Source organism: Achromobacter pulmonis, assembly GCF_021733725.1.
Lineage (GTDB): Bacteria > Pseudomonadota > Gammaproteobacteria > Burkholderiales > Burkholderiaceae_B > Achromobacter > Achromobacter pulmonis.
This window is the reverse complement of record NZ_JAIFOT010000001.1, coordinates 1,680,800-1,701,599: the sequence shown is the minus strand read 5'-3', so window position 1 is coordinate 1,701,599 and position 20,800 is coordinate 1,680,800. Positions and strand designations below refer to the sequence as shown.

20 protein-coding genes are annotated in these 20,800 nt (G+C 67.7%); 10 read left to right on the top strand and 10 right to left on the bottom strand.

Annotated elements, in window-relative coordinates:
* Window positions 1-15: 15 nt before the first annotated feature.
* From K2W61_RS07860 to K2W61_RS07840, 5 genes are all read left to right on the top strand, one after another.
* Complete coding sequence (locus K2W61_RS07860) at window positions 16-333, top strand: hypothetical protein (protein WP_025139991.1); 318 nt, start codon at window positions 16-18, stop codon at window positions 331-333.
* Between the two features lie 114 nt (window positions 334-447).
* A complete protein-coding gene (locus K2W61_RS07855; protein WP_236755374.1) occupies window positions 448-906 on the top strand; it encodes a type III secretion system chaperone in 459 nt (152 codons plus the stop codon).
* A 32-nt stretch (window positions 907-938) separates the two neighbouring features.
* A complete protein-coding gene (locus K2W61_RS07850; RefSeq protein WP_236755373.1) occupies window positions 939-1,361 on the top strand; it encodes a type III secretion system chaperone in 423 nt (140 codons plus the stop codon).
* 25 nt (window positions 1,362-1,386) lie between these two features.
* Entirely contained in the window at window positions 1,387-1,815 is a 429-nt protein-coding gene (locus K2W61_RS07845; protein WP_175141837.1) for a type III secretion system chaperone, read from the top strand.
* A gap of 14 nt (window positions 1,816-1,829) precedes the next feature.
* Window positions 1,830-4,256: an aminoacyl-tRNA hydrolase gene (locus tag K2W61_RS07840; RefSeq protein WP_236755372.1), complete on the top strand. Its 2,427-nt coding sequence runs from the start codon at window positions 1,830-1,832 to the stop codon at window positions 4,254-4,256.
* 40 nt (window positions 4,257-4,296) lie between these two features.
* Here K2W61_RS07840 and K2W61_RS07835 read toward each other — a convergent pair whose 3' ends face one another.
* From K2W61_RS07835 to K2W61_RS07810, 6 genes are all read right to left on the bottom strand, one after another.
* The gene (locus K2W61_RS07835; protein WP_175134258.1) at window positions 4,297-5,097 is read right to left on the bottom strand and encodes a carbohydrate ABC transporter permease; all 801 of its coding nucleotides are present in this window, start codon (window positions 5,095-5,097) and stop codon (window positions 4,297-4,299) included.
* Window positions 5,094-5,969: a carbohydrate ABC transporter permease gene (locus K2W61_RS07830; protein WP_175134257.1), complete on the bottom strand. Its 876-nt coding sequence runs from the start codon at window positions 5,967-5,969 to the stop codon at window positions 5,094-5,096. The genes K2W61_RS07835 and K2W61_RS07830 overlap by 4 nt, the downstream gene beginning before the upstream one ends.
* A gap of 13 nt (window positions 5,970-5,982) precedes the next feature.
* A complete protein-coding gene (locus tag K2W61_RS07825) occupies window positions 5,983-7,278 on the bottom strand; it encodes an ABC transporter substrate-binding protein (RefSeq protein ID WP_175134256.1) in 1,296 nt (431 codons plus the stop codon).
* A 33-nt stretch (window positions 7,279-7,311) separates the two neighbouring features.
* Window positions 7,312-8,367 carry an ABC transporter ATP-binding protein gene (locus K2W61_RS07820; protein WP_175134255.1) on the bottom strand — a complete coding sequence of 352 codons (1,056 nt, stop codon included), beginning with the start codon at window positions 8,365-8,367 and terminating at the stop codon, window positions 7,312-7,314.
* Window positions 8,368-8,489: 122 nt separating this feature from the next.
* Window positions 8,490-9,287 carry a phosphodiesterase gene (locus tag K2W61_RS07815; protein ID WP_236755371.1) on the bottom strand — a complete coding sequence of 266 codons (798 nt, stop codon included), beginning with the start codon at window positions 9,285-9,287 and terminating at the stop codon, window positions 8,490-8,492.
* Between the two features lie 35 nt (window positions 9,288-9,322).
* Window positions 9,323-10,336 carry a LacI family DNA-binding transcriptional regulator gene (locus K2W61_RS07810; protein ID WP_175134253.1) on the bottom strand — a complete coding sequence of 338 codons (1,014 nt, stop codon included), beginning with the start codon at window positions 10,334-10,336 and terminating at the stop codon, window positions 9,323-9,325.
* Between the two features lie 317 nt (window positions 10,337-10,653).
* Between K2W61_RS07810 and K2W61_RS07805 the strand changes: the two genes are divergently transcribed.
* On the top strand, window positions 10,654-11,982 hold the full coding sequence (locus K2W61_RS07805) for an amidase (RefSeq protein WP_175141841.1): 1,329 nt from the start codon (window positions 10,654-10,656) through the stop codon (window positions 11,980-11,982).
* A gap of 155 nt (window positions 11,983-12,137) precedes the next feature.
* Here K2W61_RS07805 and leuA read toward each other — a convergent pair whose 3' ends face one another.
* The 3 genes from leuA to K2W61_RS07790 all read right to left on the bottom strand — a co-directional run bounded on the left by leuA (window position 12,138) and on the right by K2W61_RS07790 (window position 16,060).
* Window positions 12,138-13,847, bottom strand: coding sequence for a 2-isopropylmalate synthase (gene leuA / locus K2W61_RS07800; protein ID WP_175134251.1), 1,710 nt, complete (start codon window positions 13,845-13,847; stop codon window positions 12,138-12,140).
* A 416-nt stretch (window positions 13,848-14,263) separates the two neighbouring features.
* Window positions 14,264-15,241, bottom strand: coding sequence for a tripartite tricarboxylate transporter substrate binding protein (locus tag K2W61_RS07795; RefSeq protein ID WP_175134250.1), 978 nt, complete (start codon window positions 15,239-15,241; stop codon window positions 14,264-14,266).
* A 195-nt stretch (window positions 15,242-15,436) separates the two neighbouring features.
* Window positions 15,437-16,060 (bottom strand): hypothetical protein, encoded by a 624-nt coding sequence (locus K2W61_RS07790; RefSeq protein WP_236755370.1) that lies wholly within the window; start codon window positions 16,058-16,060, stop codon window positions 15,437-15,439.
* A gap of 16 nt (window positions 16,061-16,076) precedes the next feature.
* Here K2W61_RS07790 and rpoN point away from each other — a divergent pair, with 16 nt between their 5' ends.
* The 4 genes from rpoN (at window position 16,077) to bfr (ending at window position 20,032) form a co-directional block, all read left to right on the top strand.
* Window positions 16,077-17,504, top strand: coding sequence for an RNA polymerase factor sigma-54 (rpoN, locus tag K2W61_RS07785; protein WP_474001608.1), 1,428 nt, complete (start codon window positions 16,077-16,079; stop codon window positions 17,502-17,504).
* 175 nt (window positions 17,505-17,679) lie between these two features.
* Window positions 17,680-17,961: a (2Fe-2S)-binding protein gene (locus K2W61_RS07780; RefSeq protein ID WP_272909276.1), complete on the top strand. Its 282-nt coding sequence runs from the start codon at window positions 17,680-17,682 to the stop codon at window positions 17,959-17,961.
* Window positions 17,962-18,276: 315 nt separating this feature from the next.
* The gene (locus K2W61_RS07775; protein ID WP_419761593.1) at window positions 18,277-19,191 is read left to right on the top strand and encodes a DMT family transporter; all 915 of its coding nucleotides are present in this window, start codon (window positions 18,277-18,279) and stop codon (window positions 19,189-19,191) included.
* A 364-nt stretch (window positions 19,192-19,555) separates the two neighbouring features.
* On the top strand, window positions 19,556-20,032 hold the full coding sequence (gene bfr, locus K2W61_RS07770) for a bacterioferritin (protein WP_175134246.1): 477 nt from the start codon (window positions 19,556-19,558) through the stop codon (window positions 20,030-20,032).
* Between the two features lie 87 nt (window positions 20,033-20,119).
* Here bfr and K2W61_RS07765 read toward each other — a convergent pair whose 3' ends face one another.
* Window positions 20,120-20,800 carry a hypothetical protein gene (locus K2W61_RS07765; RefSeq protein ID WP_175134245.1) on the bottom strand — a complete coding sequence of 227 codons (681 nt, stop codon included), beginning with the start codon at window positions 20,798-20,800 and terminating at the stop codon, window positions 20,120-20,122.

Sequence of the window (20,800 nt, the reverse complement as noted above, 5' to 3'; positions counted from 1 at the left end):
CAAGGAATCCGCCCCATGCGCAGCGATATCACCATCGTTTTCGATACCCGGCGCTCGCTGGACCTCTCGGCCAACGTCGAGCCCAGCCCGCAGCGCCAGAACCAGGCCCGCGACTGGTTCGATGGCGCCTGGGAAACCCTGGGCTGCGAACCCCTGCGTCCCAGCGGCAAGGTGCTGCTGCTGGACAAGGTGCTGGGCGTGGCCGACGCGCTCGGCTATGACACCCTGTCGACCGACGAAAAGGAAGCGCGCGAGTTCGCCGAGAACCTGGCGCTGGCGCTGGAGCGCCCGCGCATCACCGTGGACCTGCCCGGCCTGACGGTCGGTTATTGACCGAGGCGGCGCCTGCCGCCCGCCGCCACGGAACCAATCCCGCGCGCCCGTTACTCATGGGCAGGGATGGCCTGGAGCCGTCCGCCGATCACCCCTTTGCGCGGAGCCCGTGACATGCGCCAGGATCGCTATCTCGCCCTGTTGAACGCCTACGCGCGCCGCCGTCCGGCCCATGCCGACGTGGCGCGCACGCAAGAGGTCGTCATCGACGGGCGCGCCATCAGCCTGTGGTGCGCGCCCGCCGAGGCCGAAGCCGACGCCGAGGACGCCCTGTTGGTGTGCCGCACCGATGTGGCGCGCTTTCCCGCGGGCCTGCCCGCCGCGGTCTGCCGCTTGCTGTTGCAGGCCAACAACCTGTGGGCTGGCACGCATGGCGCCACGCTGGGCCTGCGCGGTCACGACACTGTGATGCTCAGCGCGGCGCGCCGCGTCGGTTCCCTGAGCGCCGCCACGCTCGACACGCTGTTGGTCGAGTTGCACATCGACGCCTGCACCTGGGCCGCGCAATTGACGCGCCGCGCTGCGCCGCCCGCCGCCGGCGCCGAGGCCGGCATGCTGCACCTGCGCGCCTGATTCCGCCTGCCCTCCTGCTGGAGCCTAGCCCCATGTCCGAAGCACGCTATCACACCGCGCTGGCCGATCTTGCCGTCCATATCGGCGTGGACGCAGCCGCGCTGGCCGCCCGCCAGGAACTCATCATCGATGGCGCCGCCATCGCTCTGGCCTATGTGGACGACGGCCTGGGCGGCGCCATGCAGGGCGCCTGCCGGGTCGGCGCGCAGCCCTTGCCGGCCGAGCCGCCGGCGGGCCTGCTGCCCTTGCTGCTGCAGGCCAATACGCTTGGCCCCGCCACCCGCGGCGCCACCCTGGGCTTGCAGCGCTCGGGCCATCTGGTGCTGGCCAGCCGCCAACCGCTGGACCAGCCGTCCGAGCGCCTGGCGCAAGCCTGGCGCGACCTGGCCGAGGTTGCGGCCGGATGGGCGGCCGCCATCGATCAAGGGCTGGGCGACTCCGCCGGCCCCCGCTGAATCCGCTACGCGACAGGAGCTTCCCATGTCCCGCTATCAAACATTGCTCGCAGACTACGCGCGCCTCGCCGGCCTGGCGCCGGTCGAGGATTTCCTGGCCAGCCAGGAACTGGTCATCGCCGATCTCGTGATCGGCCTGACGGTCGAAGGCGATGCCGACCGTGGCGATATCGCCTTTTTCACCTCGCTGGGCCGGCCGGCGCCGCAGGTGGCGCGCGAGCCGCTGTTGCAGCTGATGCTGGAGGCCAATGCCCTGTGGGTGGGCACGGGTGGCTGCACGCTGGGCCTGCAGGCCGGCACCGGCGCCGTGCTGCTGTGCGCCCGGGCGCCGCTGGCCTTGTGCGATGCCCCGGCGCTGGCCGCCGCGCTGGATGCGTTCGCCGATGTCGGACTGCTGTGGCGCGAGGTGGTGCAGGGCCGCGTCACCCCCGAATTGCCGCAACGCGCGGCCTGACCCGGAGCGCCGCCATGTTCATCAATCCCAATGCCGGCCGCGTGCCCGGCGGCGAGCAGCTTCCAGCGCAGGATCACACGACCGGCACTGTGGTCGGCGCGACGGCGCCCCGGCCCGGCGCGGGCGGGTTGCAGGGCACGTTGGTGGCCGTCGGCGAAGGCGGCACCGACGCGTTGCGCGAGGATGCGGCGCAGGCGCGGGGTTGGTTCAGCGGCGCGCTGTCGGCGTTCTGGCAGGCGGCCGAGGCGTTCACCGCCGCCATGCACGGCGACCCGCTGGACGAGGACACCGACGTGCGCGCCGAAGGCGGCCCCGGTGACGGTCTGCGCACGGACGATGACGCCACCCTGAGCGAGGTAGAGGACGACGACGCCACGCTGACCGAGATCGAGGACGACGACGACGAGTTCTTCGACTGCGATGAGGAGGGGGTCGCCGCTTATAACGCCCGTCAGCTGGAGCGGCAGGCGATGCCGGGCGGCGCGACCGGCCCCTCGTCCCTGGGCGACGTGCCGGTCCTGCCGCTGTCGTCCTTGCTGGGCGAGAGCGGCGAACTGGAGGTCCAGGGCGGCGTCGAGACCGACCCGACTCCCGTGCGCGAGGAGGTGGCGCAGCAGACGCAACAGCAGCAGCAAGGCATCTTGGGCCGGCTGGCGGCCATGGGTGGCAATGCCTTGGGCGCGGTCACCGCGACCGTGACCAGCACCGCGTCGAGTGTGATGAACACGGTTGCGAGCTACCTGCCGGGCGGCGGCACGCCGGTGTCCGGGAGCGCCGGCGTCAGCGCCGGCCAGACCGTCTCCGAGCGTAATCTGGCGCGCGCCGGCGAGGTCGCGGTCAAGATCGACGCGGAAATGGCCAAGCTCAATGAGCAACTGCGGCGCATGGGCGGGGACGCGCTGCGCGTGCCCGATGGCGAACGCCTGAACGCCCCCACGCTGTCGGCCTGGGACACCTTGTCGCGCTGGAACCATCAGGTGCGCGGCGCCATGTCGGCCGGGCTGACCACGCTGGGCTGGACCACTGCCGCCGTCGCCATCCCGACCGCCACCAGTGTCATTACCTCGCCCATGGGCTGGACGCCGACCGGCATCGGCATCAACGCCACGGCCACGCTCGGCGGCGCCTATCTGGGCCTGACCGCCCTGCGCGACTTCCCCGAGCTGGCGAGCAACCGCGCCGCCCTCAGCCTGGTCGAGAGCACCTTGCAGGCGCTGCAGCCGCAGTTCCAGGAACTGGACAACCTGATCGCGCAGGAGCAATCGCGCCAGACCGCCACCGAGCGCACCATGCTGGTGTCGCTGGAGCGCGGCGCGCGCATGGAAGCGCTGCAGCGCGAATTGGCGCAGGTCGGTGAAGCGCTGCAGGCCGCGCCCTCGGCGCCGCTGCAAGGCGCCGCCACGCGCCATCCTGTGGCCCTGGGCGATGGTCAGGCTCGCGCGCAGACGCTGGGCCTGGCACAACGCGCCAAGTCGGCATTCCAATCGTTCTTCGGCTCGATCGCGCGCGGCCTGTCCAGCGTCGGCCGTTTCCTGGCCGACCTGCCCAATGTGCCGGGCCGGCTGCTCGAGCGCCGCGCCGCGGGCAAGAGCGAACTGGCCTACGTCGGGGGCGCGGGGCGCGCCGCGCTCAATCTTCTGGCGTCGCCGCGTGAAGGCGGCATCGTGCGCGATGGCGTCGACGTGCGGACCATGCAGCGCGCCGTCGATGCCGGCGGCGTGTCCCAGGGGCTGGCCGAGGTGCGCCGCCAGATGTACATCGGCGAGAACCTCACGCACGCCCTGCGCGACAATGACTCCCCCGCGTTCGGCGCGATCGCGGTGGGCACGGGCCTGCAACAGGTCGCCGCCACCGCCAACCTGACCACGGCGCGCGCCATGGCCTGGTACTTCGCGGGCGCGGCCGATGCCGCCGAGCGCGGCAACGGCCAGCAACCGGCCGTCACCCGCAACACCGATGGCAGCCTGTCGGTGGCCGATCCGGACCGCAAACTCTATAGCTTCCTGATGCATGCGCCTTCGGTCTACACCGGTTCCATGGCGGGCGAGCCGGGCGGCGAGCCGGGCCGGCTCACGCTGGACGACTACCGCCGCGGTTTTCCGGACGGCGCGCGCGGCATGCAATTTGAAACCACGCTCGACGCGCAGGGCGCCGCCGAGCTGCGCGTGCGCTTCGTTGCCGACCGCGCGCGTCCGGTGTTCACGCCGTTGGCCAATGAGCATGGCGTCTTGCTTGCCATGTACCAGGCCTTGCACAGCCCGGCGCAGCCGGGCGAGCGGCAGGCGGATTTCTCCGGCTGGTCACGCGAACAGCTGGAGGCGCATCAGTCTTCGCTGCTGGCCGCGTTGCAGCGCGAGGTCACGCTGGTCGCGGGCGACCAGCAGCAGGTCCGTGACCTGCGGGACTGGCAGAACCCGGCCTTCCTGGCCGGGCGCGCCTGAGCGCCGGGCCCGGCGGCCCGGGCCCGCGCGCGCGACGGCATCAGCGGATGCCGGCCCGCATGAACGACTGCACGAACTGGCGCTGGAACAGCAGGAAGGCGATCAGCAGGGGCGCGGCCGACATCAGCGTGGCGGCGGTGATGACTGACCAGTCGATGCCCTGGTCGGTCGACGAGAACACCTGCAGGCCCACCGTCAGCGGCCGCGATTCCACCGAGTTGGTGATGATCAGCGGCCACAGGAAATTGTTCCAGTGGTGGCTGACCGACACCAGGCCGTAGGCCACGTAAATCGGCTTGGCCAGGGGCACGTACACCTTCCACAGCACCTGCAGGGCATTGGCGCCCTCCATGCGGGCCGCCTCTTCCAGTTCGCGCGGCACGGTCTTGAAGGTCTGGCGCAGCAGGAAGATGCCGAAGGCCGAGGCGAAGTACGGCAGGCCGATGGCGAACACGGTGTCGCGCACGCCGAGCAGGCTCATGGAGCGGTAGTTCTCCACCAGCAGCACGTCCGGCATGATCATCAGCTGCAGCAGCACCAGCATGAAGACGAAATCGCGGCCACGGAACTCGAAGCGCGCGAAGGCGTAGCCGGCCAGGGTCGACAGCACCAGTTGCGCCGCCAGCACCATCGTCACCAGCAGGAAGGTATTGGCGAAATAGCGCGGGAACGGCGCCGCGTGCCAGGCGCGCGCGAAGTTGTCGAGCGTGAGCGGCGCGAACAGGTCGAAGCGGGTGGCGTAGGCCGGCGGATGGAACGCCGCCCACACGGCATAGGCCAGCGGCAGGATCCACAAGAGGCCCAGCGCCCACGCGCCCAGGGTATCGAGCTTGTCTTTCATTGATAGTGCGTCCTGCGGTCCAGCCAGCGGAACTTGACCAGCGCCGTCAGCGCCAGCACCACCAGCAGCACGACGGTCAGCGTCGCGGCGTACGCGGTGTCCCAGAAACTGAATCCCACCTGGTAGATGTAATACAGCAGCAGCGTGCTGGCGTTGTCGGGCCCGCCGCGGGTCATGACCACCACGTGGTCCACCAGCCGGAAGGCATTGATCAGCGCATTGATCAGTACGAACAGCGTGGTCGGCATCAAGAGCGGCCACAGCACGCGCCGGAAGTACTGCCAGCGCGAGGCGCCTTCCAGCATCGCCGCTTCACGCAGCGACGGCGACACCGTCTGCAACGCGGCCAGGTAGAAGATCATGAAGAAGCCCGATTCCTTCCACACCGTCACCAGCATCAGCGCCGGCAGCGCCGTTTCGCGGTTGCCGAGCCAGTTGGGTCCGGGCACGCCGAACAGCTGCGTCACCTGCGCGATCAAGCCGTACTGCGGGGTGTAGAAGAACAGCCAGATATTGGCCACCGCCACCATCGGCAGCACCGTCGGCGTGAAGTAGGCCATGCGCAGGAAACCGCGCCCGCGCAGGTTGCGGTTGACCCACAGCGCCATGATCAGCGCGATGCCGATCGAGGTGGGGATGGTGCCCAGGGCGAACCACAGGTTGTTCCAGAGCGACTGCCAGAACACCGGGTCGTCGCGCATGACGGCGTAGTTCTCCAGCCCGACAAAGCGGGCCGGGCGCGCGCCCTTGGGCGTGGAAAAGAAACTGTGCCAGAGCGTCGCCAGCGCCGGGTAATGCGTGAACGCGGCGAGCAGCACGATGGCTGGCAGCAACAGCAGCCAGCCATAAAGCGCATTCAAAGAGCGGCTCATCGTGCTTGCGGGATCACTTGTAGGAACGCAGTATGCGGTCGGCTTCGCGCTGGGCGTCGGTCAGCGCCTGCTGCGGCGTCTTGGAACCCGTCAACGCGGCCTGCAGGGCATCGTTCAGGGTCTTGGTGACGCGCTGATTTTCGTGGGTCGAGAATTCCGCCACGCTCACCTTCAGCTGATCGCGCGCCACCGTGGCGGCCGGCACTTCCTGCGCGTACTTCTTCATCTTCTCGGTCTGCCAGGCGGCCGGGGTCACGGCCACGTAGCCCGTGGCGATGCTCCAGTCGGCGGCGCGCTCGGGCGTGGTGGCCCATTGCGCGAACTTGAGCGCGGCCTGCTGCTGCTCCGGCGTGCCGCTCTTGAAGATGTAGAAATTGCCGCCGCCGGTCGGGCTGCCGCCGCGCTTTTGCTGCGGCATCATGGCCACGCCGAACGGGAAATCAGCGTTCTTGCGGAGGTTGGTCAGGTTGCCGGTGGTGGTCCAGACCATGGCGGCCTTCTTTTCCAGGAAGTCCTTGGGCGTGGTGCCCCAGTCGATCGTGCCGGTGGGCATGATCTTGTGCTTGGCCGACAGGTCGCGCCAGAACTGTGCGGCCTCGACCACGGCGGGCTTGTCCAGGTAGACCTCGTTGCCCGCCTCATTCATCAGGATGGCGCCGTTGGGCGTGGTCAGGGCCTGGAACAGCCAGTAGGCGAAGGCGCCGCCCGACGGGATCTCGATGCCCCACTGCGTGGTGTTGCCGTTGGCGTCCTGCTTGGTCAGTTTCTTGCCGTACTCGACCAGCTCGGCCCAGGTGGCGGGCGCGCGCTCGGGATCCAGGCCGGCGGCCTTGAACAGATCCTTGTTGTAGTACATCACGATGGTCGAACGCTGGAACGGCACGCCCCAGGTGTGGCCGCCGGTGCGGCTGTTCTGCATGAAGGCATCGTAGAAGCCGCCCAGCCACTTCTTGTCGGCATCGCTCTTGGCCAGGCCGTCGATCGGCACGATGGCGTCTTCGTCGATCAGCGTGAACATGTCGGTCGACAGCAGCACCGCCAGTTGCGGCGGCGTGCCGCCCTTGAGCGCGGTCAGCGCCTTGGCGATCGAGTCCTGGTACGAACCGGCATAGATCGGCTTGATCTTGATGTTGGGATTTTCCTTCTCGAAGTCCGTCACCATGTCGTCGACGATCTTGGTGATCGGGCCGCCCACGGCGACGGGGTAATAGAACTCCACTTCGACGGGCTTCTGCTGCGCCTGGGCGGGCAGCGACAGGCAGGCGGCGGCAAGGCTGGCGGCCAGGGTCTTGAGTACGATGCGTCGCATGATTGCGTTTCCTTTCCTGTGGATTGGGCGTCTTCAGCGCCCGACGGTGTTGATGACCGCCGAATCGGCGGCAAAGAAATGCTGTTGTTCGGCTGCCCACGACAGTCGCAGGGATTCGCCGGCGCGGGCCCGCAGATGGCCCCCCACGCGCACTGCCACGCCGCCGCTGTCGCCGATGCGGCAGACGACGATGGAATCGGCGCCGAAGTACTCCACGCTCTCCACCGTGGCGGCAATGCCATCGGGGTCGATGCGGATGTGTTCCGGCCGCACGCCCAGCTTGGCGGCGCCGGCGGGCGCGCCGGCGATGGCCGGGCCGTGGGTGCCGGCGATCACGGTGGCGCCGTGCAGGTTCGCCAGGGTGATCAGGTTCATGGGCGGCGTGCCGATGAAGCGCGCCGCGAATTCGGTGGCCGGACGGGCATAGAGGCCGTCCGGCGTATCGTGCTGTTCGATCTGGCCGCCGCGCAGCAGCACCACCTGGTCGGCCATGCTCATGGCCTCGGTCTGGTCGTGCGTGACGTACACCATGGTGATGCCCAGGTCCTGCTGCAAGGCGCGGATCTCGCGGCGCATCTCGTGGCGCAACTGCGCGTCCAGGTTGGACAGCGGTTCGTCCATCAGGCACACCGGGGCTTCGGAAATCACCGCGCGGCCCAGCGCCACGCGCTGTTGCTGGCCGCCCGATAGTTGCGACGGCTTGCGATCCAGCAGATGGCCCAGCCCCAGCAGCGAGGCCACGCGTTGCAGGCGCCGGTCGTAATCGCGCGCCGGTTCCTTGCGCACCTTCAGGCCGAACAGAATGTTCTCGCGCACCGACAGGTGCGGGAACAGCGCATACGACTGGAACACCATGGAAATGCGGCGCTTGGCCGGCGGCAACTGGGTCACGTCGCGGTCGCCGATGCGGATGGTGCCGGACGTGGGCGTGTCCAGCCCGGCGATCATGCGCAGGGTGGTGGACTTGCCGCAGCCGGAGGGGCCCAGCAGCACGGTGAAACTGCCGGCCGGCACGGTGAAGCTGACGCCGTGGATCGCGGCCGCGTCGCCGTATTGCTTGGTGAGGTTATCCAGAACGATGGATGACATGCTGTCTCGTAGATCTAATTTTCAGATCCGCCCGCGGCGCGTGCGATGAAAACCTTTTCATTGTGCAGCGCAAACATGACGGAGATATGGCAGGGCTTAGTGTTTGTAATCGAGATTGGCGCTCAGGCGAAGGGATATGGCCCGGGGTATTCCCCAATCACGGCATGGTGGGTGACCAGGGCGCCGTCATGCCACCAGTGCAACTGGTAGCCCGGCGGCTCCATGATGTACTGCAGCGTCGGGCGTGGGCCCAGTTCCAGCGCCAACTGGTGCGCGGTCCCGGGACAGGTCGATGCGATGGTGCCGCCGAAGCGGCGGAAGATGGTGCGATGCAGGTGTCCGCACAGCACCCGTTCGACGTTGGGATAGCGTGCCACGATGCGTTCGAGCTCGGGTGCGCCGGCCAGCAGGCCGATGTCGTCCATGTGCTCGATGCCGGTCAGGAACGGCGGATGGTGCATCAGCACCAGCGTCGGCCGGCCAGGCTGTTCGGCCAGGCGCGCGGCCAGCCAGCCCAGGCGCGCATCGCACAATTCGCCGTGGCTCTTCATCGGCACGACGGTGTCCAGCGCCAGCAGGCGCAGCGGCCAGGTCTCGACCGCGTACTGGATGAACGGCCCCTGCCCTTGCAGATAGCCATGTTCCGGAAAGGCGGCGCGCAGCTGCGCGCGGTCGTCGTGGTTGCCGGGCAGCAGGAAATACGGAATTTCAAGCGCCTGCAACTGCGCGCGCAACGCCTGGTATTCGTGCGGCCGGCCCAGGTCGGTCAGGTCGCCCGTGATCAGCACACAGTCGGGCCGCGGCGTCAGGGCGTTGAGCGCGCGCACCGCCGGCCCCAGGAAGGCGGCCGAGTCGATGATGCCGTAGGCCTTGTCGCCGGGGGTGCGCATGTGCAGGTCGGTGATCTGTGCGATGAGCATGAAGCGTGTCTCGGTCTTTGCTTATTCTGGAAAAATCAGCGGCGCACCGGGGCCGCGGTGCCGCCCACCACGATGCAATGCGGCAGGCGATTCGATTGCGGCGGTTGGCCGTGGATCTGCGCCAACAGGTTGGAGCAGGCCGCCTGGCCAATGCCGTCGCTGGGTTGCGCCACGGTGGTCAGCGGCGGCGTCAACAGCGCGCCGAAGCGCATGCCGTCGAACCCGCACACCGAAATATCGCCAGGCACCGACAGCCCCAGCGCCACCAGGTCGGCGATGACCGCCGTGGCCAGCAGGTCGTTGGAGCAGAACAGTGCGGTGGGAGCCTGCTTGCCGCGCAGCGCGGTCTTGAGGGCGTCGGCGTCGCTGCCGGTATGCGAGCTCATGGCGATATGCTGGAGCGGCGCCAGGCCCAGCTTCTTGGCGCAGGCGCGCGCGCCCGACAGGCGGCGGCGGGCGCGGTCCGAGGCGGTCAGCGGGCCGGTCACGATGGCGATGCGGCGGTGTCCCAGCGCGGCCAGGTGCGCGACCATGTCGACGGCGGCGGCGCGGTTGTCGACCGACGCGTAGGGATGGTCGGAGGATTCGTTATAGACCAGCACGTACGGCACGCCGGCGCTGTCCAGGTCGTCCAGCGTGGCGCTGCGGGCGGCATCGGCCACGGTCAGGATCAGGCCGTCGACCTGATGGTCGATCAGGCCCTGGACCGCCGCCGATTCCACCGCCGGGTCGTAGCCGGTGGCGGTCAGCATCACGCTGTAGCCGGATTCACGGGCACGCCTTTCGGCGCCTTCGAAGCACTCGGCGAATACCGGGTTGGATAGCGTCGGCAGGATCAGCCCGATGGTGCGGGTGCTGCCGGAGCGCAGGCTGCGGCCGACGCGATTGGGCCGGAAGCCCGCGCGCTTGGCGATGGCGCGGATATGCGCCAGCGTCTCCGGATGGACGATCTCGGGCTGGTTGAACGCGCGCGACACCGTGGCGGGCGAAACCCCCGCCTTGCGGGCAACTTCGATGATGGAGAATCGGGGCGATGCGCGCGACGCCATGGCTACGTGGCTGGTTATTTGCTGAAAACGTTTTCATCTTACAAGACAATTATGACCTTTGTGTTGCACGCGTTTGCGCTATGCTGATAACAACGCAACAACATAAGGCCAAGGCGCGGCGCAACACGAAATCCCTGCGAAAACGCGGTTTTTTCAGTGGTTTTCCTAATTGACGCGGCGCGCCCAATGGTTGGGTTTGTCATGGCCGGCACGCATCATGGGACGCACCGGATCAGGATAAACCCGAGGGTCAAGGGGACCGGGTGCGTAAGTCAGTACCGCGTATCTCGCGCGGCACCGGGATAGAGGAAAGGATCATGTCTACTGCCTTGAACAGACTTGGCGCGCTTGAGGCGGCGCACAAGCTGCAACGGCGCGAATTGACGGCAGTGCAATTGGTGCGGGCCTGTTTTGCTCGCATCGAGCAACGCGAAAACACCATCCATGCCTGGACGGCGCTGCAAAAGCAGGCCGCCCTCGAACACGCGGAAGCCCTCGACCAAGGCGCCTTGCGCGGCCTGCTGCACGGCCTGCCGATCGGCGTCAAGGATCTCTTCGACACCGTCGACCTGCCCACGCGTTACGGTTCGGCCATCTACGAGCGCCACCAGCCCGGACTCGACGCCGCCGCCGTGGCACTGTGTCGCCATGCCGGCGCCGTCGTGATCGGCAAGACCGTCACCACCGAATTCGCCACCTACCAGGCCGGCCCCACGCGCAACCCGCGCAACGCGGCCTACACGCCCGGCGGTTCCTCCAGCGGCTCGGCCGCGGCGGTTGCCGACGACATGGTGCCGTTTGCCCTGGGCTCGCAAACCGCCGGTTCCATCATCCGTCCCGCCTCGTACTGCGGCATCGTCGGCTACAAGCCGACCTTCGGCGCCATCTCGCGCGCCGGCGTCAAGAGCCTGGCCGAATCGCTCGACACCGTCGGCGGTTTCGCCCGCTCGGTGCCGGACGTGGCGCTGTTCGCCTCGGTGCTGATGCGCGATCCGCGCCTGCTGAACCTCGCCTATGACGCCAAGCCGCGCATCGGCATGTATCGCAGCCTGCAATGGCGCCACGCCCAGGCCGAGACCAAGGAAGCCTTCGCCCAGGCCGCCGCCACGCTGTCGCGTGCGGGCGCCCATGTCGAAGAAGTGCCGCTGCCGCCCGAGCATTGCTTGCTGGTGCAGTTGCATGCGGACATCATGGCGTTCGAGTCGTCGCAGGCGCTGGCCTACGAGCGGCTGGAACACGCCGCGCAGCTCAGCCCCAAGATCCAGGCGATCCTGGAGGCCGGCGCGCGGATCTGCGCCGAGGAACACATCGCCAACCTGGCGCGAGCCGCCGAATCGCGGGCGCGGGTGGACGGCTGGTTCGACAAGTACGACGTGCTGCTGGCGCCCGCCGCCAGCGGCGAGGCGCCTTTCGCCGACCTTGGCACGGGCGATCCGCAATTCTCGCGCGCCTGGACCCTGTTCGGCCTGCCCTGCCTGAGTCTGCCCTTCGCCACCGGCCCGCAGGGCCTGCCCGTCGGCCTGCAGTTGATCGGCAAGCGGCACGACGACCATCGCACGCTGGCGATCGCTGCCTGGGTGCATGAGCGGCTGTTGGCCGCGCGCGAGCCCGACATCGGCGCATCCGGCATGTGGCCGCGGGGCTGAGCCGGCGCGCCACGCATGCGTGGACCAACGCCGATGCCCATGAAAAAGCCCGATCCATGGATCGGGCTTTTCGTTTTACGCAGGGCCGCTTCACGGTAAGAAGCAGGCCTGGGCGCGGGAGGCGGTAACCCCCGCGCCTGCGGCCGGGGCGCGGATCACGCGGCTTCAGCGGCTTCCTGTTCGGCGGCGATGGCGCCGGCGTTGATGTGGCGGTTCACGGCGCTCAGCACGGCCTGGAACGAGGCCGTGACGATGTCGCGGTCGATGCCCACGCCAAAGCCCGTGCCCGAATCACCGACGCGCAGTTCCACATAGGAGGCGGCGCGGGTGTCAGTGCCGGTGCCGATGGCGTGCTCGTGGTAGTCCATGATGCGCACGGGCACGTCCAGCGCGGCCACGAAGGCCGAGATGGCGCCGTCGCCCTTGCCGGTCACGATGCGGCGTTCGCCGTTGTATTCGAGTTCGGCCTCGATGCTGAAGTGCTGGCCTTCGCCGGCTGCCGGGTTGCCGTCGATGCGATGGCGCACCAGCTTCCACGGCGCCTTCTGTTCCAGGTACTCGCGGTTGAAGATGGTGTGCACGTCGTCGGCGGTGACTTCGCGGCCGGTTTCGTCGGTGACGCGCTGGATGGCGCGGCTGAATTCGATCTGCAGGCGGCGCGGCAACACCAGGCCGTGTTCCTGTTCGAGCAGGTACGACACGCCGCCCTTGCCCGACTGGCTGTTGACGCGGATCACGGCGTCATAACTGCGGCCGAGGTCGGCCGGGTCGATCGGCAGGTACGGCACTTCCCAGACGGCGTCGGGCTGCTGTTGCGCGAAGCCCTTCTTGATGGCGTCCTGGTGCGAACCGGAGAAGGCCGTGAAAACCAGGTCGCCGGCATACGGATGGCGCGGGTGCACGGGCAACTGGTTGCAGTACTCGGCGCAGCGGCGCACTTCGTCGATGTCGGAGAAGTCCAGGCCCGGGTGCACGCCTTGGGTGTAGAGGTTCAAGGCCAGCGTGACCAGGTCGACGTTGCCAGTGCGCTCGCCGCTGCCGAACAGGCAGCCTTCGATGCGATCGGCGCCGGCCATCACGGCGAACTCGGCGGCGGCCACGGCGGTGCCGCGGTCATTGTGCGGGTGCACGCTCAGGACGATGCTGTCGCGGCGCGCCAGGTTCTTGTGCATCCACTCGATCTGGTCGGCGTACAGGTTGGGCGTGGTGGCCTCGATGGTGGCGGGCAGGTTCAGCACCATCTTGCAGTCCGGCGTGGGCTCCCATACGTCGGCCACGGCGTTCGAGACCTCCAGCGCGAATTCGGGTTCGGTCGTGCTGAAGACTTCGGGCGAGTACTGGTAGCGCCACTTCGTTTCCGGGTGCTTGGCCATGTACTGCTTGACCAGGCGCGTGCCGGTCGTGGCGATGTTCTTGATTTCGTCCTTGGTCATGTTGAACACGACCTTGCGGAACGCCGGGGCGCAGGCGTTGTACAAGTGGACGATGGCCTGTTTGGCGCCGGCGGCCGATTCCACCGTGCGGCTGATCAGGTCTTCACGCGACTGGGTCAGCACGATGATGGTGACGTCGTCGGGGATGCGTCTTTCGTCGATGAGCTTGCGCACGAAATCGAAGTCGGTCTGCGAGGCCGACGGGAAACCCACTTCGATTTCCTTGAAGCCGATCTTGACCAGTTGCTCGAAGAAACGGAGCTTGCGCTCGACGCTCATCGGTTCGATCAGGGCCTGGTTGCCGTCGCGCAGGTCCGTGCTCATCCAGATGGGCGGCTGCGTGATGCGGCGGCTGGGCCAGGTGCGCTCGGAAAAGTCGCGGGCAAAGGGCGCGAAAGGGACGTATTTGGTGGCGGGGTTGGCAAGCATCATCACTACACCTCGATCGGTTTCTTGTGAATCCCGGGATCGGTTTCCTCGGCCGGCATGCGGCCGGATGGCGGCCTGATATGCCAGGGTTGGCCGCGTTTGGCGGCACAAGATTCAGTTTGGAAAAAAGGAATTCGCGTGTGGCAAGCGTGGCTGCCGAGCTACCACGGGGACACTAGGCCCGGCAACCGATCGGTAGGTATAGCGATAGCGCGATGAAGGCGGTACGAGCGCGCAGGCCGGCGACCGGAGCGACGGAGCGTCCGGTGGCAATCGCGAGGGAGGTGCGGTAAGCGGCCATAGGTTGCTAGTCAAACACACTTTTGCGGCGAGCGCAATTGGAAAGGCGATAAAAAAGCCGGGGACGGATCGGTCCCCGGCGCCCGCCGGCGTCCGGCGGGCGGGTGGCGCGGCGGGCGTTATTGCGTCTGCATGTGGCCGCTCTGCACCACCTTGCCCAAGCGTTCGCGCTCGCTCTTGGTGAAGGCGACGAAACTGGCGCGCGAGCCGCCGCCCGGCTCGATGCTGCTCTGGCGCAGCGCGTCCTGCACTTCCTTGGTCTGCAGGCACTTCTCGATCGCCGCGTTCATCTTGTCGAGCACGTCCGCCGGCGTGCCGGCGGGCGCGAACAGACCGGCCCAGTGGCCGATACGCACGCCCGGGAAGCCTTCTTCGGCGGTGGTGGGGATATCCGGCGCGCTGGCCATGCGCTTGTCCCAGGTCGTGGCCAGCGCCTTGAGCTTGCCGCTGCGTATCAGCGGCAGCGTGACGATGCTGGCTTCCGACGTGGCGACGACCTGGTTGCCGATCACTGCCGTCACGCCTTCCGAACCGCTCTTGTAGGCGATGGGCTCGATCGGCAGGCCGGTGGCTTCCTTGACCATCTCGGCGACGAAATGCGGCGTGCTGCCGTTGCCGGCGGTCGAGAACGTGATGCGGTCGGTCTTGGCCTGTTTGGCGCGGGCGACGAAGTCCTTCAGGTCCTTGGCCGGGTTGGATGGATTGGCGACGATCACCGACGGGGTGATCGACAGCAGCGCGACCGGGGTCAGTTCTTCGTCCTTGTAGGGCTGATCCGAGCGGATCAGGCTATTGGTGACCGTGCCGTTGCTGCCCACCAGGTAGGTGTAGCCATCGGCGGCGCTGCGAGCGACGTGCGCGGCGCCGACCACGCCACCGGCGCCAGGGCGGTTTTCGACGATCACGGGCTGGTCCAGGGTCTTGCCCACCGCCTTGGCGATGATGCGAGCGACCAGGTCGTTGGCGCCGCCGGCGCTGAAGGGCGCGACGAACGTGATGGGCTTGTCGGGCCAGGCGGCGCAGGCCGGGGCGGCAGCGAAGGCGGCCGAGCAGGCCAGCATGAGGCCGGCGGCATACCGGACAGGGGTGCGGAACATGTAAAGCAAACTCCAGGGGCTGGCCGCGCATCCGGCAGGTCTCGGCTGCCGGTTATGTTTCAGGGTATGGGCGCGGCCGCGGTTGCGCGAGCCTGGAGGGCCAGTATAGGGGAGCCCGGCTGGCACGGGACTGAAACGCCCAGGCCGCCTTGCGGCGGCCTGGTGGCGGGGGCACAAACCGGCGGGCGTCCCGCCTCAGCGCGCCGGATCGCCGATGCGCGGCTCGACATAGCGCTGCTCGCGGGCCTCGCGGCGACGGTCGTCGCGCCCGCCGTCCGAGGGCCGCGCGGCCGTGCCGTCGAGAATTTCCGCTTGCTCGGCCACCATGGCGATCTTGCCGATGCGATTGTGGCGGATTTCCGACAGGGAGCGGTACAGGTCGCCGACGGTGAACGGTTCTTCGCGGTTGCCCCAGGCCCAGCGCAGCACGCCGACCGATTCCGCGCTCAACTGCGGCGCCAGGTCGGCCAGTACTTCGATGCGAATCGGCGTGGCGCGGCCGGACGCCAGGCTGGACGACAGCCATGCGCGTACGATGAAGAACACAATCAGGGTCCAGATGCCGGCCGCGACCCACCAGATGTAGGGGTTGACCTTCTGCACCATGTCCATGGTGGGCTGGCCCAGCGTATGCAGGAAGTCATAGTTGACGCGCTTGCCGAAATCCAGGATCCAGGAAGCGGCGAGATACCAGACGATCACGGCCACGGCGATCACGATCGCGCGCACGAGAAGTCGGGGAAGCGCCAGTTTTAGCAGGGTCTGACCGATAAGTCGGCAATCCTGGCGAACGCGTGCGGGCGAAGTCTGATTCATCATGCAAAATATTGTACCTATGACCCGTCCTATTTTAGAACTGCGGCCCGGCCAGCATCTGACGCTGACCCCTCAATTGCAGCAATCGATCCGATTGCTGCAACTGTCCACGCTCGAGCTCGAAGCGGAGATCTCGCAAGTGCTCGCCGACAATCCGTTGCTGGAGCGCGACGATGAGCCCGCGTCGGCCGAGACCCAGGCGGAATCCGAGCGCGAATCATCGGTCCAGGACGACGAGCCCGCGCCCGAGCGCGACGCGCCGGTGGAGGAAATGCCGGGTTCCGGCGGGGTCTATCCCGACGACGATTCCGGTATGCCCGAGGCGGCCCGGCCCGATACCCTGCGCGAGCACCTGCTGGGGCAATTGGTGCTGACCCGCGCCGCGCCGCGCGATGCCGCGCTGGCGGCGTTGCTGATCGACGAGCTGGACGAGAACGGTTACCTGGGCTCGCCGCTGGAGGAAATCCTGGGCTGGCTGCCGGCCGAAATGGAGCCGGACCTGGACGAGCTGCGCGCGGCGTTGTCGCTGCTGCAATCATTCGACCCGCCGGGCATCGGCGCCCGCGACATGTCCGACTGCCTGCTGTTGCAACTGCGCAACCCTGACCTGGCGCGCCTGCCCGAAGCCGCCGACCCGGCAGTGCTGGCCTGCGCCCGCCAGGTCTGTGCCCAGCATCTGGCGCTGCTGGCGACGGGCAACCACGCCAGGCTGTGCGCGGCGGCCGGTTGCGACGAGGCCACACTGCGCGCCGCCCATGCCCTGATCCTGCGTCTGGAGCCGCGTCCGGGCCGGGCCTGGACGGTGCCGGCGGCGGACTATGCGGTGCCGGATGTCATCGTGCGCAAGACGCGCCGTGGTTGGCAGGTGACGCTCAACAGCGCCGCCATGCCGCGCCTGCAGATCAACGGCCTGTACGCGCAGATGCTGGCCAACCAGAAGGAATCGGCCCACGCCGGCCTGCAGTCGCAACTGCAACAGGCCAAGTGGATGATCCGCAACGTCGAGCAGCGCTTCGACACCATCCTGCGGGTGGCGCAGGCCATCGTCGATCGCCAGACCGCCTTTTTCAGCCAGGGGCCCGCGGCCATGCGGCCGCTCATCCTGAAGGACATCGCCGGGGAACTCGGCTTGCATGAGTCGACGATTTCGCGCGCCACCACCCAGAAGTACATGCTCACTCCGTTCGGCACGCTGGAGCTCAAGCGCTTCTTCGGGGCGGGGGTGTCGACCGATGGCGGCGATGCCACGTCGGCCACCGCAGTGCAGACCTTCATCCGCCAGATGGTGGCCGAGGAGAACCGGGCCAAGCCGCTATCCGACAGCCAGATCATGGAAAAGTTGGCGGACCAGGGCATCGTCATTGCCCGCCGCACCGTCGCCAAGTATCGCGAGGCGCTGCGGATCGCGCCCGCCGCGTTGCGCAAGGCGCAGGCCGCGGCGCGCTGAATCCGCCTGCAAACGGGGTGGCGTCGGGCGCCGGACCGCGTCCGTGGCGCCTGCCTGTGTGTGGCGCCGCAGCAATAAAACGTCCCTTATTTCAAGGGGTTAGAGGCGTACGTGGTTGCAAATTATTTACGCAGGGTACTTGCCATTGCAGGAATAAATCCCGATAATTATTCTCATGTACATTTGCGTATGTAATGCCATCACCGAACGCCAAGTCCGCGCCAGCGTGGACGCGGGCGCGACGTCGCTTTCCGACCTGCAGTTCGAGTTGGGCGTGGCCACGTGTTGCGGTTGCTGCGCGGCCACCGCCGCCGAATACCTGCCTGGCGGCCGCTGCTCCAGCGTGTGCGACGTGCGCTCGATCGCCGTTCCGGTCAATCCGCCGGCCCCCCTGGCCGACGCGGGCGCGACCGCGGCGAACAGCAGCTATCCGGTCATCCAGGTCGCCGTCGCCTGAGCGGCGCCGCCACCTGCCACGGCTTGCAGGCCCAGCCCTGCAAGCCGTTTTGTTTCCGCTTCACAGAATTCCCTGATCCCCGACGCCAGTAGGCGTAGCGCCGATTCCGTCGACGGTACCGCCGGCTGCGCCGCGCCCGCCAGGCGGTGGCCCGGCGCGCGATGCCGCGGCATGCCTGCAATGCCACGCCCAGCCCTCCTGTCAATGCGGCCTGCAACCCCATGAGGTTGGGACTCTCTCCGAATAAATCGTTTGTCAATGAATGAGGCGGCGCCCAGAATGGGCTCCTCGTTTCCTGCCTGGATCGGATGTGCCATGAAGGTGTCATCAGCCGTGCGCGTTGCCGCCTTGCCTGCCGACGCGCCGATGGGCGTGACCTGGGCGCCCATCGCGGCGTTCTGTTTCCTGTGGAGTTCGGCCTTCGCCGCGGCCAAGATCGCGGTGCGCGATTGTCCGCCGCTGACCCTGCTGACGATCCGCTTCCTGATCGCTGGCGCCCTGATGCTGGGGGTGGCGGCGGCCAGTGGGCGCTGGTCGCGGCCCGGCGGCCGCGACCTGGCGGCGCTGATCCTGCTGGGCGTGTTGAACAACGCCGCGTATCTGGGTTTGAGCTGGAGCGGCATGACCACGGTCTCGTCGGCGTTCACGGCGGTGCTGATCAGCACCAATCCCCTGCTGATCGGCGTGTTGGCCGGGCCAGTGCTGGGCGAGCGGCTGGGCTGGCGCAAGATGTTCGGGCTGTGCCTGGGGCTGGGGGGCGTGGCGCTGGTGCTGCGCTCGCGCCTGTCCGGCATGCAGGAAGATACGCACGGCACGCTGCTGGTGACCGGCGGGCTGGTGGCGCTGGTCGCGGGTACGCTGCTCTACAAGCGCCTCAAGCCGGCCGCGGGCCTGTGGATGGCGACGGGGATCCAGTCGCTGGCCGGCGCGGCGGCGCTCCTGCCGGTGGCGCTGCTGCACGAGAGCATGGGCGATGCACGCATGACGGCCAGTCTGTTCTGGAGCATGGCATACATGATCGTCGCGGTATCGATCGGCGGCTATTACCTGTGGTTCATGATCCTGAGCCGGGCCAGCGCCACGGCCGCCAGCGCGCTGCATTTCCTGATGCCGCCGCTGGGCCTGTTGTTCGGTTGGGCGGTGCTGCGCGAGCCGGTATCGTGGCTCGACCTGTTGGGCATTGTGCCGATCGCGTTCGGCATCTGGCTGGCGACGCGGCGCGCGCCGTAGGGCCGCGTTTCAGCGGTTGTTCGCGCACAACGCGGCGCGCTCGGGGAGTGGTCCTAGAAATTCAGGGCCGTATCGTGCCGCTTGCGCCGCCGCGCGACCCCCGGAATGCCTGCGAATTGGCCTGATGCATGCCCGTGCAGCCCGCGCCATGCCTTGTGGTCGGATGCAAATCATCAAGTACGCATACTCATTCTCATTTATGTATCGCTTTCCGGTTGCGCTCGTAAAGCGGTTTACCAGATGCGCGCCAAGGCTAGGCGCGGCCCCGCGGCCGATGTTAGTCTGCCGGGGTTGCGTACTCGCGGCATCGTGCGCTTCTTGTCGCGATGCAGTGCGCGTCGCGCCTGACTGCAAGGAGTCCATTATGAAAGGCGATAAAACCGTCATCCAATTCTTGAACAAGCAGCTGACCAACGAGTTGACGGCGATCAACCAATACTTCCTGCATGCGCGCATGTTGAATCATTGGGGTTTCGACAAGCTCGGCAAGCACGAGTACGAGGAATCCATCGGCGAAATGAAGCATGCGGATCGCCTGATCGCGCGCATCTTCATGCTCGACGGCCTGCCCAACCTGCAAGACCTGCACAAGCTGCTGATCGGCGAAGACGTGCCGGAACTGCTGGCCTGTGACCTGAAGCTGGAGCAAGGCGCCCAGGCCACCGTGAAGGAAGCCATGGCTTATTGCGAATCGGTGCGCGACTACGTCTCGCGCGATCTGTTCCAGGACATCCTGGACGACACCGAAGAGCATATCGATTACCTGGAAACCCAGATCGACCTGATCGACAAGGTGGGCCTGCAGAACTACCTGCAAAGCCAGATGTCCGTGCCCGACTGAGGCGCTTGCCGCGGCATGCAAAATGGCGCCCCTCGGGGCGCCATTTTCTTGCAGTGCTCGCGTCTGGCGCGAGCCGTGGGATCGGATTTACTGCGGGCGGGCCGGGCATTCGGCCATCGTGCCCCAGGCCCGGTTGGGGCCGCAGTACTTGTTGCGGGCCGCCCACGAGCACGAGGGGCGTTCGAAGAAGCCCTGCGTGGCGCAGTGCGCCAGTTCGCGCTTGAGCGCGTCCTGCCAGCCGGGCGCGCCCGGCGCCGGTGACGAATTCGGCGGGGGCGGCGCCTGCACCATGGGCGTGTTGCCGTAGCCGGCGGCCTGTTGGGCCGGTGCCTGGCCGCCGTTGATGGCGGTGCCGGTGCCCGGCGCCTGCAGGTCGAGCGTGCTGACGTCAGAGGTGCCTTGCGGCAGCGGTACCTGCGAGGCCGCGGCGATTTCGCGCGCCTGGTCCTGGCTGATGCGCTCGCGCGAAATCTGCACAGCCGGATCGCTGAGGGTGTCGAACAGCGAGACCGTGTTGATGGTCCATTCGTGGTCGGCCGGTTTGTCGGGCACGCCGAGCGTGCCGTCGATGCGCGGTTGCGGGGGCTGCGCCACGTAGGGACGCCCGTTGGCGTCGAGCACGGGTTGTTGCGACGCGGCCGCATCCTGGCCGGGTGCAGGCGCGGCCTGTGGCGCGTGCGCCACCAGCCAATCACCCAGTTGAATGCCGCCCCAGGCCGACGCGCCAAGCGCCAGCAGAAGCGTTGCGAATAATAAACGCCAAGACAT